The sequence below is a fragment of the Schaalia radingae genome (assembly GCF_900106055.1).
In the GTDB taxonomy this organism is placed as follows: Bacteria; Actinomycetota; Actinomycetes; order Actinomycetales; family Actinomycetaceae; genus Pauljensenia; species Pauljensenia radingae_A.
The window spans coordinates 187302-205142 of sequence record NZ_LT629792.1; the positions used below are offsets into that span (position 1 = coordinate 187302).

A 17841-nucleotide genomic window follows, 5' to 3' on the forward strand; every position below is an offset into this window, starting at 1 on the left:
GTGTATCATTTAGCCTTCGTCTGTCTCAAGAAAACCAGCACGCTACCGTCTCCAACTGCACGTGCCTACAGTTACGATCATGCGCGCGAGTGCTCCATCGTGGGATCAAGTCGTGCGAGAAGCGGCGCGTGAACAGATCACGCTGCGCCGCTCACGCCTGCACGGTGCGCGCGGACTATGGGTACCAGCCCAGCGCACCATCTGGGTGGACAGCCGCCTGCCTGACCATCACGCTGCGCCCACGTTGGCGCACGAGCTGATCCACGCGCGCAGGGGTGACAGTGAGTGTGCGACTGATACTCTGGCGGAACAGATGATTGATCAGCGCGTGGCACGCATGTGGATTAGCCGGGCTGCGTATGCTCGCCTGGAACACGAGTACGGTGGAGATGTGTGGATGATTGCCGACAGTTTGGATGTGCCCGTGTGGGTGGTGCAGGCGTACCGTCGAGTACTGGAGCGGGAGCGGTGCGGCTTTTGACCCGCGCCGCCACGGCTACGACATTCACGGAGACGAAGACGAGCAAACACAAATGGAGCCATAATGTTCGGAAGAAAAAAGCAACAAATCCAACAACTTCAGGAACAAGTTGATAGTCTTCAACAAGTTCTGGCCGAGGCCGGAGGCGGCGACCTCGCCGGGTTAGCCGAAGAAGTTGTAACAAAACGAGCCGAACTTCAAAGCCTTATTCGAGAGCTAGACTCGGAAACTGAAAAAGCTCAAAGCAAGCTGGCAAAGACGCAAAGTGAACTTAACGAAACCGAGCAGAAACTCAGTCATACTCAGAACGAATTGGATGCGCTGCGAGGGCTTTACGCTGACGTTCATGCATTAGATGAGCTTGGGTTTACCAGCTATGCGAATCCTGCTAAAGATTCCGTTGCACTTGGAGAAGAACTAAAACGTGTGCAGACCGAGGCTAAACAGATTCTTCAGAGCAAGCGCGCCACTACAGCCGTAAGTGGTTTCACTTTCAATAACTCTGCTGCCAAAGGGCGCAAATTTGTTAACGACATGTCAAAAATGATGCTACGTGCATATAACGCAGAGTGTGAGAACTGTATGCTCACGGTCAAGGCCGGGAATGGGGATGCGGCTCGTAAACGTCTTGATAGGGCGCGCGATCAAGTAGCGAGACTCGGACGGATGATAAGCCTTGAAATTACTGGTCGATACCACGGTTTGCGTGTAAGGGAATTAGAGCTGACTCTCGAATATCAAAACGCGAAGAAGCGTGAGAAAGAAGAGGAGCGGGAACGTAAAGCGCGGTTACGCGAAGAAGCTCGCGCGCAAAAAGAGCTTGAAGCTGAGAAGAATCGTCTCGAGAAAGAAAAACAACACTACCTCAACGTGATCGCCACAATGGAAGCCACCGGCAACACCGAAGAAATCCAAACCCTTAAAGACAAACTCGTTGAGATTGATAAGAGCATTAATGACGTTGATTACCGGGCGGCGAATATCCGCGCCGGCTACGTGTACGTGATCTCTAACATCGGCAGTTTTGGTGAGGACATGGTTAAGATCGGCATGACCCGCAGGCTCAACCCGCTAGACCGTGTTCGTGAGCTTTCTGACGCTTCAGTGCCGTTTAACTTTGACGTGCACGCTCTGTTCTTCAGTGAAGATGCTGTGGGCGTGGAGACAGAGCTTCATCACCGTTTCGCAGATCAGCGTGTGAACTTGATTAATCAGCGGCGCGAGTTTTTCAAGGTGACGCCTGCTCAGGTAAAAGACGCGCTAGCTGACATTTCAGGCAACCTGCTTGAGTTTGTGGACGAGCCAGAAGCAGAGCAGTACCGTATGTCGGTGCAAATGAGGGAAAGCAGTAAATAGCGCTTGTGAAATGGTTTGCCGCCAGTCCTTTATTTGGGGCTGGCGGCTTTTCTTGTCCTACCCCTGGTGTAGAAATAGGGACTGTGAGTGATAGGCGTATTGAGTGGTTGGAGAGCGTCGCCCACGTGGCCGGCGTGGAAGTAGAATACTCGCCTACCAATAGTCTGGATGGCTTCTACGAACACTCCCAGCGCCGCGACAAGAAATGCTCCCTATTCCACGCTTGACACAAGTCTAGTCGCTACGCGTATACTGGGAAACAACGGAGGTCTTGACCTGAACAGTCAGCACCCTTCGTTCCCCCGCTACCAGGGTTAGTGGAGGGGTGTGCGTGAGGTTTTCGCACGTTCATACATACCTAGGTTCGCCACTCGGAAAAGGGTGGCGAACTTTTATTTTGGGTATTAACTCCTATTTGCCTATGGCGCTTCGTATGATGCGGGTGTGAATGGGCTGCATGAGGCTGAGGTAGTGAACTGGCTAGGTCGGCAGGGTGTTGAGGTGGTGGAGGCCCGCCTACCGGCTGGGGAGTGGGGTTTCTACTCGCTACGAGACAGGCTGGTCGTGATCGACAGTGGGCTCACCGGCTCGCAGCGACTGTTTGCTCTGCTGCATGAGAGCGTGCACGTGGAGGCGGAGCATGATGGGCATCAGTGTGTGCGCGTTGAAAAGCGGATTGACGAGCAGGTCGCGCAGATCATGATTGACCTCGCGGATTACGCGTGGGCTGAGTCGCAGTACGGTTGGAATACTCCCGCCATTGCCCTTGAGCTGGACGTGCCACGCCGCGCAGTCCAGGCATACCGCAGAGCGCTGGAGCGCGCCGCGGTGCAGAACCTAGCCAGAACCTGAGTTTTCGCCCGCCGTGTCGAACTGTTGTGTTTTCGGGGTTTTGTGTGGGTGTGGGTTAGGCTCCCAGCGCTACCGCCATTAAGAACCGCAAGATACCAACGAAAAGTCAGGGTTGGCGGTTCAGGGAAAACCGGACGGTGCACCAACGGTGCACATTCAGACCAAACTGCACACTTCGTGAGCGCTCAAAAGTAGTTAACGCTCAGACCTAGCGTGCTCAGTGAATAGCGCTAAACGCCCCGCCGCCTGACACCCTCACTGCTAGCCACACAGACACAGCGACAAGGCAATCGAGACAGCGGCCACGACAAAACGAACAGTGTCACGCCGCCAGCAGCGGTCTTACAGTTCTTCTTTATCGGCTGACTGCACACCGGGCACAGCCGAGTCTGACGGGATTTCCTCACCAATCATAATCAACACAAGAAATCAAGAATCATCACGACTTAACCCCGAAAAACATAAGTTCACCAGGAAACGCCGACCTGGCAAGCCGAAACACTCAACCGGAGCACCACGTTTTGGCAATTAACCCTTCTTTGGCTCCTGCCCTCTCCTGCGAGTCGGCAGGGGCCAGGTCTGTCAGTACACGCCCGCACCCCGCATGGCAATTGACGAGGGCGCCCCCATCCACTGTTGATCAGGGGGTTCGTGCACACGCCGCCCTAAGATTGAGGGGATTGTGCACCACAGAGCCTAAGAGTGAGGGCAACGTGCACACATCACCCGAAGAACCAGGCCGTGGCGCATCCCTCCCCGTACGATCTACGCAACGATGCCGCTACACTCATTAGTCGAACACGGCCATTCGAGCGGCCCTCGGTGCTCTGGCGAGAGGGCCATTTCTACCAAAGTGTTGGGTTTTGTGGACTGGGAATGTAAAATGCTCCTAACCATCAATCTGGTGTGAGAAGGGACTCGCTACTGTGAGAATGAAAACGAGGGCATCACTGAGCGCACTTGCAGCCTTCGCGCTGGTCGCAGGTGTGCAGGGCATGACAAGTGTGGCACAGGCAGCTGAAGAACCGCCTGAGAGCAGTTATACGCTGAACTTCAAATGGAAGACGTATGACAGCAATCCGGGATGGACGTACGACCAATCGCGTACGGGTATTTCCAAAAAGATGAGGATGTACTGCACTCTCTACGGCAAGACGAGTCCGGATGCGGCTGAGAAGCAAATTCCTGCTTATGAGTGGGCAGATGTTCAAGTGACGTATGGCGAGAAGTCGTCGTATGTCGTGAAGACGCCGTCAACTCGCACCGTTGACGGTACGGATTATGTAGATGTGCATATCGATGCGTGTTATCACGTCATGAATGACGAAGAAGGATTTGCGCGTGATCTTGCCACGTCCCACTCGACCGTGGCTGGCACCAACGTCGACGATATTTCGATCTTTCAGCAGGCGAACACCGACTTTGAATTCGTTCTGACTGAAGGCGTCATTCACCCCGAAGATGCGGATGGTGTATCGGTCAAGATCGGACTGAATCGTACCTATAAAGGTAAGACTGAAGAAAACTTCAAAGGAAAAAGCCGCCAGAAAACTGTCAATACCTACAACTTCAAGGGCAACGCAGTTCACCATCCGAGCGCGGAATACAATGCTGATCGTACTCAGACGCCCATTACCAGAGCAGCTTCCGGGAATGATCTCGACATTTTCAGCCCTTATACGGGTCGCATCAAGACCTACGCGTTGAATGCGAAGTTTGCTGACACGGGCGGCGTTGTGAACGCAAATGGTCGCTACGAGATTGAAAAGGTCGAAGGCGACGATCTGACTGGGTGGACTGTATACGTCAAGTCCAATGTGAAGGAAGTTGCGCCTGAGAAACCGACCACCACCCAACCGGACAAGTGCGGTGAAGAAGCGACCGTTAACCTGCCAAAGGCGGAGGATCCTGACAATCCGGTGTGGAATTACGAGGAGACCCGCGTTAATGCGAAGGGTGAGCCGGACGAAAAAGGCCAGTTTATGAAGGTGACGGCTAAATTGGCTGACCCTGTTCTCTACATCGTGAAGAAGGATGAAACCACGGGCGAACCGGTCCAGACCGAATGGACATTCGACATCGCCGCTGCTGCATGCCCGGCAGCACCAAACTGGGATGATGTGACAACTCCTGCTGACAAGCCTGTCGTTGTTCCCAACCACGGTGGCCCGGTCGCCGATGGTGCCATTGTCCAGGTCAAGGGACCGGGAACGGCTGTTATCAACGACAATGGCAACATCACCGTAACCCCGAATTCCGGTGCGCGCGTCGGTGATGTCATTACCGTGACTGTGCTGGACAGGGACGGCAAGGTGCTTGATACCTTCCAGGTCACGTTGACGAAGGTTGACCAGGTCATCACAGTCAAGCCCGCTGCCGACAGGAAGGGACTGGCACGTACCGGTGCTGATCTTGGGATGAGCGGTGCTGCAGCGGCTCTCGCGCTGCTTGCAGGTGCGTCGACCATGATCTTGGCGCGTCGTCGACGTTAGTAAACGATTCGGTTCACCGCCACAGGTGATCTGCAGAGTGTGGCTCCTCGTCTTTCAGGCGAGGAGCCACACTGCCTGTGAACCGCAAAAAGAAGGTGCTCCGAAGCATGAAACTTCGGAGCACCTTTGGTCAGTGGTGCGCCGCGCTGTCGCGGAGCATTCAGTTAGCGGAAAGTCAGGCTACAACCAGACCCTTGAAACCGCGAGCGCGCTCCAGGCGCTCGCTGACATCCTGCCAGTTCACCAGATTCCACCACGCCTTGACGTAGTCAGCCTTGACGTTCAGGTAATCCAGGTAGAAGGCATGTTCCCACATGTCCAGCATGAGCAGCGGGACCGTCGCAACGGGCACATTCTGATGCTGATCAAACAGCTGGAACGTCACCAGGCGCTCCGCAATTGTGTCCCATGCGAGCACTGCCCAGCCGGAACCCTGCAGACCGGTCGCAGCTGCGGTGAACTGTCCCTTGAATGCGTCGAAAGAAGTGAAGAATTCCTTGATGGCTTCAGCCAGCTCGCCTTCAGGCTCGCCGCCGCCGTCCGGAGACATGTTCTTCCAGAAAATCGAGTGGTTGGTGTGGCCACCGAGGTTGAATGCCAGATCCTTCTCCAGCTTGTTGATCGTGGGGAAGTCGCCCTTCTCCTGCGCTTCGGCAAGCTTTTCGAGGGCGGTGTTAGCGCCGGTCACATATGTGTTGTGATGCTTGTCGTGGTGCAGCTCCATAATCTTGCCGGAAATGTGCGGTTCCAGCGCGGAGTAGTCGTACGGAAGATCAGGCAGTGTATAAGTCGGCATGGCAGCTCCTTAGCTCTAGACGAGGCGATTTGCCACACATCCGGGCCTTAAGCCCTGGATGCTTCTTCTTTAGGGTATCGGCCTTCGAATCTTTTCGCATGACTTATATGAGATAATTACTGGTCACCCTCGTCCACTCTGTCAGTCCGACATCAGCTGCCTACCCAATAACGCTCTCACGTGCATCAATGAATGCCTTGACACACGCGCGTACATCGTCCTCGCTGTGCGCGGCCGACAGCTGCACGCGAATACGTGCCAGCCCCCGCGGAACCACAGGGAAACTGAACGCCGTGACATACACACCCAGCTCCAACATGCGGGCCGCAATTTTGACGGCCAACGCCGCTCCATCATCTCCACGGAACATCACGGCATGAATCGGATGCGAACCGGGCAGGACATCAAATCCGGCGTCCTCCATGAGAGAGCGGAACAGTGCCGACATCTCCTTCAGGTGAGCGCGCGCATCGTCAGCCTGGGCGGCCAGTTCCAAAGCCTTACGCGACCCGGCCACAACAACGGGAGCCAACGTGTTGGAGAACAGGTACGGTCGAGCCTGCTGACGCAGGGTGTCCACAATGGCCTGCGGGCCAGCGACATACCCACCCGAAGCGCCACCCAGCGCCTTGCCGAGTGTGCCGGTCAGAATATCCACCCGACCCTCCACACCGCAGTACTCAGGAGTTCCCCGACCGTGCTGACCGACGAACCCTGTCGCGTGCGAATCATCCACCATGACGAGGGCGTGAAACTCCTCTGCCAGATCGCAGATCTGTTCAAGGGGAGCGTACGAGCCGTCCATCGAGAAGACACCGTCAGTGACGATGAGGACCTGATCGCACTTCTTGTCTCGAGCTGCCTGGAGCTGGCGACGCAGATCCTCGATGTCGGCATTGCGGTAGCGGAAGCGGGTGGCCTTGCACAGGCGAATACCGTCAATCAGTGACGCATGGTTGAGCTCGTCAGACACGATGGCGTCATCGGGACCCAGAAGGGCGCCGAAAATTCCGCCGTTGGCATCAAAACACGACGAAAACAGGATGGAGTCATCCATGCGGAGGAACTGAGCGATCTCGCGCTCCAGCGCACTGTGCTGATCCTGAGTACCGGAGATGAAACGCACCGATGACATTCCGAAACCCCACCGGTCAAGCGCTTCCTTCGCTGCATCGACAAGTCTCTGATCCCCTGCCAGTCCCAGGTAATTGTTGGCACAGAAGTTGAGCGCCTGCCCGGAGTTGGTGTCAACGTGGGAGCCCTGGCGACCCAGGATTTCGCGCTCCTCCTTATACAGTCCCTGCTGGCGAATCTGATCGAGGTGAGCTGTCAGCCGTTCGCTGAGTGTGTCCATTGTGAAATGCCCCTTCGGATCTTTATTTCTCCCAATCGATAATGACTTTACCTGCCGTGCCGCTGGCTGCGGCTTCGAACGCATCCTCCCACTGCTCAGGGGCGAATCGGTGCGTGATGATGGAACGAACAGATTCGCGCAGCTTCTCGGACGATTCCATCATGAACGTCGCCAGGTACCACGTGTCGAACATCTGGCGCCCATACACCCCTTTAATGGTGAACATGCGGGTGATGACCTTGCCCCAGTCCACGGGGAAGGCGCCTTTCGGCAAGCCGAGCAGTGCCAGTGTTGCACCATGGGTGCAGCAGTCGATCAACGTGGTCAGCCCGCCGGGAGCTCCCGACATCTCGATTCCCACGTCGAAACCCTCACGAATGCCCAGTTCAGCCATCACATCTGGAACCGTGCGGCGCGTAATGTTGACCACGGCGTCCGCCCCTACCGAGCGCGCCATGTCCAGGCGTTCCTCCTGAACGTCGGTGATGACGACGTGGCGCGCACCCGCGTGTCGGGCGATCGCCACGCACATGATTCCGATAGGGCCTGCACCCGTAATCAGTACATCCTGACCAGTCATCTCCACCTGCTGACAGGTGTGGACAGCGTTCCCAAACGGATCAAAAAGTGCGCCGAGCTCCGGGTCGATGAGGTCGGGCTGAACCCACACGTTTGACGCCGGTACCACCACGTAGTCAGCGAAACCACCGTCGCGGTTCACGCCGATGCCGACGGTGCGCAGACACATCTGCTTGCGGCCCGCGCGGCAGTTACGGCACCTGCCGCACACGATGTGCCCCTCCACTGATACGTGCTGTCCGGGATGTAGCTCGTCGCAGCCGAATCCGGCAGCGACACCCTCGCCAATTTCGACGATCTCCCCGAAAAACTCGTGCCCCAGCGTCTGCGGTGGGGTGAGGGATCCGGGGGCTCCGCCATCCCAGTTGAACAGGTGAACATCCGTGCCGCACAGGCCTGCGCGCTGCACTTTAATTTTGACTTCACTCGGGCCGACTGCCGGTTCGGGGATGTCGCACAGCTCCAAACCTGGTGCCTGTGCCATTTTGCGAAGTGCGCGCACGATGAGCCTCCTTGCTGCCAAAGCTGCGATGCTGCAGGCTGTCTGGAGGGCGAGCGCACCGCCTGAAAAATGTCAGCTCCTAGTGTGGCACGTATAGCCGCTGAAGTGAGAATTTGCGAGGGGAGGTCGAAGCCTGTGCGGATGACCGTATCGTGGTACCGCTCAGCTCATGGGGTATAGGTGCGCTGAGGCGTTGGGGCCTTGGTACTGGATGATCGTGGCAGACGATAAAGACGTCACGTCTTGGCAACGGTGGGTATTCAGCTATGTAACGGGGGTTGTGGGCTGCTTCACTTCCTCATAATCTATGGATTATGGATAAAGGTTTTGTGGGGCGCCTCCGGTGGGGACGCATGGTGTGCGGTTGTATCGGGAGTGCGATCCTTGTGGCTGGATGCACGATGGGCGGCGGGACCCAGTCCGGCCGGACCGGCCAGTCCGGAGCAGATCCTGTCGACATAGGCGATGGGCAGCCTCCCATCGGCACCGTTGTGGATCAGGGCGAACTGATAGCAGTGGACATCGAGGTCGGCCCGCTGGCAGCCGGATCTTTTGACGCGCTTGATGATCAAGCCCGTGTGTCGATGTATGCGATGGGGCTGTCCACCCTCGCCAGTGCGATGAAGGCGGGCAGCACGGACGGCTCGGAAAGCGGTGCCGGTGCCAATAGCGCAGATGCGACGAATAGCTCGGCAGATACCACGTCAGATGGTGCGGCAGTTGGAGAAAACGCGCTGACATCTCCGGTCGGCACAGCCACCGCGATGGCCCAGATTGCGCTGGGCGCGCAGGGTGACACGCGCGCTGAGTACGAAAGACTGATGGGCATGAGTGTCGATGAGGCAGCCAACCGGTTTTCCGCATCGTGGGGGCTGTGGGATCGATGGAAAGGCGACGTGTCGAAGGTCACGGGAGGGAAAGTTGCTGATACCCCCTTGGTTGGCCGGTATATGCGCATGGTGTTTGATGATCAGTTCACGCCCAACCCCACGTGGAAAGATGCCGTCACGTCACAGTGGAAAACGGATGTCACCGACCTGGACTTGCAGTCACCATCAGCTCAGGAGGACCTGGACACGTGGGTCAATGAACACAGCGGCGGGATGATCGACAAGTCAGGAATACGACTGAACGAACTCAGTCGCATGGTGGGGCAAAACGCCATCGTATTCAGCGCGCCGTGGGCACAGCCCTTCGACGAAAAAGATACACGGCGCATGGAGTTCCACACCACAGCCGGTCCGGTCAAACTGGTCGACATGATGGTGGCGCAGAACAAGTTTCAGGGCATGGAGGATGAACAGTGGACCGCTGCGACGCTGCCGTATCAAGGCGAGGACCTGGCTTTGCATCTGCTGATGCCGCACGATGGGACGACGGTCAGCCCCACCAGTGTCCATGATGCGTTGCAGGCACTGAGTCAAACCGCCGCTGACGAAGTGGAAGTGTCAGTGCCGAAAGTGAACTTCACCTCCTCGGTCAGCTTGCTGGATGTCGTGACGGATATGGGCGCGCCAGAAGGCCTCGCAGAAGGGGATTACTCCGGGTTCGGTTCCTCCGCCGATAGTGGACCTGCGTTGAATCTCCAGCAGTTCGTCCAACAGGGCCATCTGATCATTAAGGAGGAAGGCACGGTTGCCGCGGTCGTCACCGAACACGCCACAGGGGACACGGCACTGCCTCCACCCCCGATGCTCACCTTCAATCGTCCATACCTAGCGATCATTTCGGACACGCAGACCGGCACACCGCTGTTCATGGTCTGGATCGGTGATCCCTCCCTGGCTAATTAGGGCAGCACTGTTGCCTGCCAGGCGCATGGTGAGACGGGCTGCCCGTCCCTCATTCCCCTTAGGTTCGCCCCAGTGCAGGTGCACGATGCCCCAAGAACTCGTGCCCGTGTGCACATACCCCTAAAAAAGGCGTCCATACGTGCACATACCCCTAGAAAGTCGGCCCTGTGTGCACATTCCCCTAGATCTAACGTCACGCCACATCACCCGAATTCTAAACATGCAGGTCAAGAGGTCGCGGGCTAGTCCCCGACGATGACATCCGAGGTTTATCTAGGGGAATGTGCACCGAGAGACCTTAAATCTAGGGGTATGTGCATTGAGCGGCCTTAAATCTAGGGGTATGTGCATCAAACGGCTTCAGATCTAGGGGTATGTGCAACTGCGACGTCCTCGCGGCCTCAGGTTGGCTCGTCCGCGTAGGCTGGGTGCATGCGAACAGATGACGTGTCGGATGCGAGCCAGCAGATTCCGCCGCAGACACCCTCGGGCGCGACGAAACCGCCGCACCCTCCCTCGGACATTGCGAAGTCGCCGCGACCGCCTGCGCTCGACGACAATCTGATCGAGGCATTGCGCCGGGACCTCGAAGCAGCTCACTTCACCGTCGATTATGTTGACTCGCTGCTCAGCCAGCAGGCGCAGAATGCGTTGATGCGTGATCAGCGCGTGCCGGCGATGGTGGAGCTTCAGCGGCTGATTGATGGTGAGTCCGCCGGGAACGCCGCAGCCGCCGCAACGTTGGCGCAGCTGTTTATCCTGGGGATGGATGTGGACTATGACCGCGTCGATGCGGCATTGCCGGCTCTGGGTAGCGCTGGGGCCTGCGCGCTCGGCCTCATCGCACCTGCCGGCGCGAGCGCGAATGTCGCCGAAACCAGCGGTGCCGACGCGAACGCGAACGCCGCTGAGACCGGCAACCCCGCCGGGAACGCCGGTGAAACCAGCAGCGATGTCGAGTCAGTCGCCGCTCCGATGCGCGCTCTGTTTGACCTGCGACCACATGCCGCCACGTTGCCAGACGGTGACCACCACTGGTGGGTGCTCTCCGATCTGGGAGAGGCCACAACGGGCAGGCCGCTTGCTCCTGACCACGTGCTTGGCATCGGCGGAGCAACGACAACGTTGCTGACACTGACCGACCGCACACCCGTTGACAGCGCACTGGATGTCGGCACAGGCTGCGGCATTCAGGCACTCTACCTGGCCACGCACTGCACCCGAGTCGTGGCGACAGACCTGTCTGAACGCGCCTGTGAAATCACCCGTTTCAACGCCGCACTGAATCAGGTAGCCATTGACGTGCGCTGCGGATCCCTGTTCGAGCCGGTCGCCGGCGAGCGCTTCAACCTGATCGTCTCCAACCCACCATTCGTCATCACTCCCGATTCGGTGCGCGCATCCGGATTGATGCAGTACCGCGACGGCGGCGCGCAGCGAGACCACCTGATTGCGCAGATCATTCACGAAGCACCCGACCACCTGACCGAGGGCGGCACCATTCAGATGCTGGCAAATTGGGAGGTCGACTCTGACTCCACCGCCACATGGTCCGATCACCCCAGAAGCTGGTTCGACGGCCTCCCCGTGGACGCGTGGGTGATTCAGCGAGACTCCCTCGAACCTGCCCAATACGTCGAAATGTGGCTGCGAGATTCCGGCGGTACGCTCACCGCCCGCGACACGTTCGAACGCGCATACGCCGACTGGCTGGCTGACTTCACCGCGGCCGGCGTCCAGTCGATTGGCATGGGACTCATTGCAGCTCGCCGCCGCCCGGATTTCGCTGAGAAGGGTCCTTCCGCCGACGGGGGTAGTTCGATTGACGAGGGCGACGTGGCCGCCTCACCATCCAGTGCCAATGGGAATGAGCCGGATCGGGCGACGCAGCGCCGGCCCGCATACGTGGAATGTGACGGGGTGGCGACCGGACATGTGCCAACCGGGCGAGACATACGTCGAGGCCTTGACATTATTCAGCTCGTCGCCACCCGCGCCGGCGGAGGCAAGATCTATGGCAGCAGTGACAGTGGCGGCAGCGTGGAGGGCGATAGCACCGATGGCGGAAGCGCCGACCTCCTATGGGACCTGCACGCCGTGTGCAGCCCGGATGTCACCCAAGTGCGTTATTTTGCGCCCGGTGAGGCCGACCCGCAAGTGATCGAGCTGCAGCAGGGCGGGGGTGTCGGACTGAAAACCTCGGTGAGTTCGGAACTGGCCGGCCTGGTGGGCGCTGCAGATGGCGAGCTGACCCTGGGACAGATCGTTGCCGCGATCGCAGCGCTCATGGAACTTGACCCCGGCGACCTGCGAAATCGTCTGTCGCCGGAGGTGATCCGCCTCCTCAAGTTCGGCATATTGCGCACCAGCTCACAGGACACGCCGTGAGCGAGATGCCGGTTAAACGTTGTATGGTCATCAGCGAACCACATTTCGCGGCTAAGTGAATTTCCCTCGGGACGGCGAAATGACGGACAGGCAGGAAGGAATGGAGGGACATGGGCGCGTCGAAGTTAGTCATCGTCGAGTCTCCGGCGAAGGCGGCCACTATTGGATCTTATTTAGGGCCGGACTTTCGTGTTGAAGCCTCGGTCGGTCATATCCGCGACCTGCCTCAACCGTCCGAACTGCCCGTGTCCATGAAGAAGGGCCCGTACGGTCGTTTCGCCGTCAACGTCGAAGACGGCTTTACTCCTTACTATCAGGTGACGCCTGAGAAGAAAAAGCGTGTCACTGAACTCAAGCGCGCCCTTAAGGATGCTGACGAGCTCTACCTGGCCACTGATGAGGACCGCGAGGGTGAAGCCATTGCGTGGCACCTGCTGGAAGTGCTCAAACCGAAGGTGCCTGTCAAGCGCATGGTGTTCCACGAAATCACCCGCGAGGCTATTGAGCGCGCACTGGACAACACGCGCGATATTGACACCGACCTGGTTGACGCGCAGGAGACTCGACGCATCCTTGACCGCCTCTACGGCTATGAAGTCTCACCGTTGTTGTGGCGCAAAATCCGCCCATCTTTGTCGGCCGGCCGCGTCCAGTCGGTAGCAACTCGCCTGATTGTGGATCGTGAACGCGACCGCATGGCGTTTATCCGCGCGGACTACTGGTCCATCGATGCCTTCATTCAGGCTGACGAGGGTGACTTTACGGCGCGTGTGAGCGCGCTCGATGGGCGTCCTGTAGCCACTGGCACTGATTTTTCCGAAGAGGGTGTGCTGTCGGACAAGGCTCGCAAAGCTCAGACAGTGGCGCTGGATGAGGCTGCAGCCGACCGCCTGGCGGACGGTCTGCGTGAGGCTCCCTCGTCGATTGAATCCGTCACGAAGAAGCCGTACCGCCGTCGCCCTGCTGCGCCTTTCACGACGTCAACCCTGCAGCAGGAAGCTTCCCGCAAGCTGCACTGGAATGCGTCCTCAACGATGCGCACGGCGCAGTCCCTGTACGAGTCCGGTTACATCACCTATATGCGTACCGATTCGACCGCGCTGTCGAGCCAGGCAATCCGTGCGGCGCGCGCCCAGGCAGCTGAACTGTACGGCAGCGATGTCGTGCCGGACAAGCCCCGTATCTACGGCACGAAATCCAAAGGCGCGCAGGAAGCACACGAAGCGATCCGCCCTGCTGGTGACCATTTCCGCACCCCCGATGAGGTGCGTTCGGTGTTGAGCCGCCAGCAGTGGGCGCTGTATGACCTGATCTGGAAGCGCACAATTTCCTCGCAGATGGCGGATGCGACGGGGCATACCTCCACGATCCGTGTCCTCAGCCAGCTCACCGATGTGCTCGAGCTGCCAGATGGCACGGGCGCGCGGGAAGTGACCTCGTCCGTGTCTGGTACAACGATCACGTTCCCCGGGTATCGACTGGCCTATCAGGAAGGCCGCGACAAGGATCGCGATGAACAGGCGCTGTCACAGCCCGCCGCTGACGCAGCATCCGCTTCACAGTCCGGTTCTCAGTCTGGCTCGCAGGATGGTGCGCGCGGAGCGGAAACCCTGCTGCCTGCCGTGGAGGAAGGCGAAACTGTCACGGTTCACCACGCTGAAGCCGAAGACCATCAGACCCAGCCACCGGGGCGCTACACCGAAGCGTCACTGGTGAAAATGATGGAGCAGCTGGGAATTGGCCGCCCCTCCACCTATGCGGCAACGATTCAGACGATCGGAGACCGCGGCTACGTCACGCACCGCGGTCAGTACCTGGTGCCTACGTGGCTGGCGTTTTCCGTCACGCGCCTTCTGGAGGAAAACCTCTCTGACCTGGTGGATTACGATTTCACGGCGTCGATGGAAACCGACCTGGACCGCATCGCGGGCGGGCAGGAGGACTCGACGCAGTTCCTCACGGAGTTTTATCTCGGCAGCAGCGTAGGCCAGACAGAGGCCGAGACTGCCAGTGGCGTCGATGGTCCGCGTGACGAAGTGGTCGACGCAGCGGCGGATGGGTCTTCCTCGTCGAAGCGTGAAGGACTGCGCACCCAGGTTGCCTCGCTGGGCGACAATATCGATGCGCGGGCGGTCAACTCGATTGACTACGGCAACGGCGTGACGCTGCGCGTGGGGCGCTACGGGCCGTATCTGGAGCGCGACAGTGACGATGTGCGCGTCAACGTACCGCCGGACGTTGCGCCTGACGAGCTCGATGAGGCAAAGATTGCCGAACTGTTCACTCAGGCAGCTGATGATGGCCGTGAGCTCGGCATCGACCCGGCCAGCGGACATATGCTCATCGCGAAGAATGGTCGCTTCGGCCCCTACGTCTCCGAAGTTCTGCCCGAGGACGCCGACGAGGGCGACGCTGCGAAATCGACGCGTAAGAAGAAGGTGAAGCCGCGCACGGCTTCCCTGTTCAAGTCGATGGATCTGGCGACGATCACGCTGGATGATGCACTGATGCTGTTGTCGTTGCCCCGTGAAGTGGGAGCTGATCCGGCAGATGGCGAAGTGATCACCGCTCAGAATGGTCGCTATGGGCCGTACCTGAAGAAGGGGAGTGACTCGCGCTCACTGGAAAGCGAAGAGCAGTTGCTGACGATCACGTTGGATGAGGCGCTGGCACTGTTCGCTCAGCCTAAGACACGCCGTGGCCGCACGGCCAGGCCGCCGTTGCGTGAATTCGGTATTGACCCGATCTCTGAGAAGAAAGTGGTGGTCAAGGACGGCAGGTTTGGACCGTACATCACGGACGGTCAGACCAATGTGACGGTGCCGCGATCCGAATCGATCGAGTCGCTGACTGAAGCCCGCGCCTTTGAACTGCTGGCTGACAAACGCGCCAAGGGGCCTGCTCCCAAACGCGGACGCAAGAGCACCACCAGGACGACCCGCAAGAAAGCCTCCACGAAGAGTGCGAAGACGACGCGTAGGAGCGCCGGGACTGGTGCGAAGAAGTCGTCGGGCACGTCCAAGGCTTCAGCGTCGAAGAAGAACTCCTCATCTGCGGATGGCGACCAGTAGTGCGTCGGCCTGAACAGCGTGCATGTACGCAAATGCCGGTGCCTCGTGCAAAGATAGGCTCATGAGCACTTCCAGCGGGGATTCGCGGCGCAGGCGCGGCCTGTTCATCACCTTCGAAGGCGGTGACGGTGCAGGCAAAACCACCCAGATCGAACACGTCAAAGAGTGGTTTGATCAGGCTGGATGCGTCTCGTTTGTGACCCGCGAACCGGGTGGAACTGACATGGGTAACCAGCTGCGTCAGCTCATTCAGCACGGACCTGAAGACGTGGATCCGCGTACTGAAGCCCTGCTGTATGCGGCTGACCGTGCCTACCATGTAGCAACCGTGATCAGACCCGCGCTTGCGGCCGGTCAGGTAGTGCTGGCTGACCGATTCATTGACTCCTCAGTGGCCTACCAGGGCGCTGCGCGCGAACTGGGCGTGGATGAGGTACTGGCCTTGTCAAAATGGGCGACGGAGGACCTGTCGCCGGATCTGACATTGCTGTTGGATTTGCCCCCCGAGGTGGGTGCCAGACGAGGGACGGCGTCGCACACCGCTGACCGTATCGAGCGTGAATCAATGGACTTCCATGAGCGAGTGCGCCACGAATACCTGCACCTGGCAGATCGCTACCCAGACCGCATTGTCGTTATCGACGCGGTCGGCACCCCTGAAGAAGTGTTCCGCGAAATCAGAGGCGTACTGGAGGAACGCGTCCGACCCGCACTGGGTCTCCTCGTCAATCATGAGGCGCACGATCAGGTCGAGCTGTCTGCGACCGAATCACCCCAGCCGAACTCGCCTGCGCCCGAGCATGCAGCATCGCAGACAAGCGATGAGGACCAGGCTGGCACGATGGTGGCGGCTTTGCTGAAAGAATCCCAGGGCACACTATGGGAAGGTGACAGTGAGGGACTGCTGTGATGAGCCCGACGTGTTGCAGCGGTGTGCCCACCAGCGGGTATCAGCGCCTGTACGAGGCCTGTGCGCCGGTATCGCTGTGAGGCAGGTGAGCGATGAGCGTATGGGATGACATTGTCGGTCAGGAAAAGGCCGTCGCCACGTTGCAGGAAGCTGCCCGCGCCGCCCGCCACATCGTCGAGGGCAACAGTGATCGCAGCACCCACTCCATGACCCACGCATGGCTCGTGACAGGGCCGCCGGGTTCCGGGCGATCCAACGCTGCGCTCGCATTTGCCGCGTGCCTGCAGTGCACAGGAAGTGAGATCGGGTGCGGCACGTGCCCAGGATGTGTGACGACAGTGGCTCGAACAAACGCTGACGTGCTGAGTGTTGCCACAGAAACCAGCATTATTACTGCAGAACAGGTGCGCGACATCATCATGCGCGCCCAGGTGGCGCCCTCGCAGGGCCGCTGGCGCGTCATCGTTATTGAAGACGCGGACCGCATTCAGGAACTCTCGTTGAATATTCTGCTCAAGGCTATCGAGGAGCCTCCCGAGCGCACCGTGTGGGTGCTGTGTGCACCAAGCTCCGAAGACATGATCACCACCGTCAGGTCACGCTGCCGACAATTGTCCTTGCGCATCCCATCGGTTGCCGCTGTGGCTGGTCTGCTGGTCCGGCAGCTCGGCGTGGACATGAACGTGGCGCGCGAGGCTGCGCGGGCAGCGCAGTGCCACATCGGGCGGGCGAAAGCCTTGGCGCGTGACCCCGAGGAGCGCGATAAGCGCCGTCAACGCATCCGCGCTGCCATTCACGTTGCCTCAGTCGGTGAAGCCGCTGTCGCCGCCCATGACCTAGTTGAGATGGCGAAGAGTGACACGCAGACGGTTGCCGAGCAGCGCAACACGGAAGAAGAAGCCAAGTTGCGCTACCAGCTCGGCATGGTCGAGGGTGACAAGATGACGCCGCATGCGCGCTCACAACTGCGTCAACTGCGTGAAAACCAGACCCGCCGCATGAAACGCTCACTGACCGACATGCTGGATCGGATTCTGCTGGACGTGATGAGTGTGTACCGCGATGTCCTCATGCTGCAGCTTGGTGCGAATCAGGATCTGATGAATGACGATGTTGCGGAGGTGATCGAGCGTATCGCCCGCACCTCCAGTCCGGAGCAGACTCTTGCGCGCATCGACCTGATTGACCAGGCGCGCACCAGACTGACTAACGGTGCGAATCCACTGCTCGCAATGGAAGCAATGGTGGTAGCGCTGCGCTAGATACG

At 59.0% G+C, this 17841-nt stretch carries 12 protein-coding genes; 9 read left to right on the forward strand and 3 right to left on the reverse strand.

The features are described 5' to 3' along the window. The first annotated feature begins 79 nt into the window (after positions 1–79). The 4 genes from BLT69_RS00845 (at position 80) to BLT69_RS00860 (ending at position 5181) form a co-directional block, all read left to right on the forward strand. A complete protein-coding gene (locus BLT69_RS00845; RefSeq protein WP_092648123.1) occupies positions 80–481 on the forward strand; it encodes a hypothetical protein in 402 nt (133 codons plus the stop codon). Between the two features lie 63 nt (positions 482–544). Next, complete coding sequence (locus BLT69_RS00850; protein WP_092648124.1) at positions 545–1837, forward strand: SNIPE associated domain-containing protein; 1293 nt, start codon at positions 545–547, stop codon at positions 1835–1837. Between the two features lie 444 nt (positions 1838–2281). After that, the gene (locus BLT69_RS00855) at positions 2282–2689 is read left to right on the forward strand and encodes a hypothetical protein (RefSeq protein WP_092648125.1); all 408 of its coding nucleotides are present in this window, start codon (positions 2282–2284) and stop codon (positions 2687–2689) included. A 932-nt stretch (positions 2690–3621) separates the two neighbouring features. Next, on the forward strand, positions 3622–5181 hold the full coding sequence (locus tag BLT69_RS00860; protein ID WP_070728049.1) for an Ig-like domain-containing protein: 1560 nt from the start codon (positions 3622–3624) through the stop codon (positions 5179–5181). Positions 5182–5356: 175 nt separating this feature from the next. Here BLT69_RS00860 and BLT69_RS00865 read toward each other — a convergent pair whose 3' ends face one another. The 3 genes from BLT69_RS00865 to tdh form a co-directional block, all read right to left on the reverse strand. Beyond that, complete coding sequence (locus BLT69_RS00865) at positions 5357–5977, reverse strand: superoxide dismutase (RefSeq protein ID WP_058237682.1); 621 nt, start codon at positions 5975–5977, stop codon at positions 5357–5359. 160 nt (positions 5978–6137) lie between these two features. After that, a complete protein-coding gene (locus tag BLT69_RS00870) occupies positions 6138–7331 on the reverse strand; it encodes a glycine C-acetyltransferase (RefSeq protein WP_092648126.1) in 1194 nt (397 codons plus the stop codon). 22 nt (positions 7332–7353) lie between these two features. Continuing rightward, positions 7354–8412, reverse strand: coding sequence for an L-threonine 3-dehydrogenase (tdh, locus tag BLT69_RS00875; RefSeq protein WP_058237684.1), 1059 nt, complete (start codon positions 8410–8412; stop codon positions 7354–7356). A 314-nt stretch (positions 8413–8726) separates the two neighbouring features. Between tdh and BLT69_RS00880 the strand changes: the two genes are divergently transcribed. The 5 genes from BLT69_RS00880 to BLT69_RS00900 all read left to right on the forward strand — a co-directional run bounded on the left by BLT69_RS00880 (position 8727) and on the right by BLT69_RS00900 (position 17836). Then, positions 8727–10205, forward strand: a complete 1479-nt coding sequence (locus BLT69_RS00880) for a serpin family protein (protein WP_092648127.1) — start codon at positions 8727–8729, stop codon at positions 10203–10205. Between the two features lie 432 nt (positions 10206–10637). Continuing rightward, positions 10638–12593 carry a DUF7059 domain-containing protein gene (locus BLT69_RS00885; RefSeq protein ID WP_092648128.1) on the forward strand — a complete coding sequence of 652 codons (1956 nt, stop codon included), beginning with the start codon at positions 10638–10640 and terminating at the stop codon, positions 12591–12593. Positions 12594–12703: 110 nt separating this feature from the next. Next, positions 12704–15664, forward strand: a complete 2961-nt coding sequence (topA, locus tag BLT69_RS00890; protein WP_092648129.1) for a type I DNA topoisomerase — start codon at positions 12704–12706, stop codon at positions 15662–15664. A 61-nt stretch (positions 15665–15725) separates the two neighbouring features. Continuing rightward, entirely contained in the window at positions 15726–16574 is an 849-nt protein-coding gene (tmk, locus tag BLT69_RS00895; RefSeq protein ID WP_070728275.1) for a dTMP kinase, read from the forward strand. A gap of 92 nt (positions 16575–16666) precedes the next feature. Further along, positions 16667–17836 carry a DNA polymerase III subunit delta' gene (locus tag BLT69_RS00900; RefSeq protein WP_092648130.1) on the forward strand — a complete coding sequence of 390 codons (1170 nt, stop codon included), beginning with the start codon at positions 16667–16669 and terminating at the stop codon, positions 17834–17836. Positions 17837–17841: the final 5 nt, after the last annotated feature.

What these genes read in the sequence shown, in the direction of transcription:
- BLT69_RS00845 (WP_092648123.1), top strand. Translation starts at nt 80, where the DNA reads ATGCGCGCGAGTGCTCCATCGTGGGATCAAGTCGTGCGAGAAGCGGCG.
- BLT69_RS00850 (WP_092648124.1), top strand. Translation starts at nt 545, where the DNA reads ATGTTCGGAAGAAAAAAGCAACAAATCCAACAACTTCAGGAACAAGTT.
- BLT69_RS00860 (WP_070728049.1), top strand. Translation starts at nt 3,622, where the DNA reads ATGAAAACGAGGGCATCACTGAGCGCACTTGCAGCCTTCGCGCTGGTC.
- BLT69_RS00865 (WP_058237682.1), bottom strand. Translation starts at nt 5,977, where the DNA reads ATGCCGACTTATACACTGCCTGATCTTCCGTACGACTACTCCGCGCTG.
- BLT69_RS00870 (WP_092648126.1), bottom strand. Translation starts at nt 7,331, where the DNA reads ATGGACACACTCAGCGAACGGCTGACAGCTCACCTCGATCAGATTCGC.
- BLT69_RS00880 (WP_092648127.1), top strand. Translation starts at nt 8,727, where the DNA reads ATGGATAAAGGTTTTGTGGGGCGCCTCCGGTGGGGACGCATGGTGTGC.
- BLT69_RS00885 (WP_092648128.1), top strand. Translation starts at nt 10,638, where the DNA reads ATGCGAACAGATGACGTGTCGGATGCGAGCCAGCAGATTCCGCCGCAG.
- topA (WP_092648129.1), top strand. Translation starts at nt 12,704, where the DNA reads ATGGGCGCGTCGAAGTTAGTCATCGTCGAGTCTCCGGCGAAGGCGGCC.
- tmk (WP_070728275.1), top strand. Translation starts at nt 15,726, where the DNA reads ATGAGCACTTCCAGCGGGGATTCGCGGCGCAGGCGCGGCCTGTTCATC.
- BLT69_RS00900 (WP_092648130.1), top strand. Translation starts at nt 16,667, where the DNA reads ATGAGCGTATGGGATGACATTGTCGGTCAGGAAAAGGCCGTCGCCACG.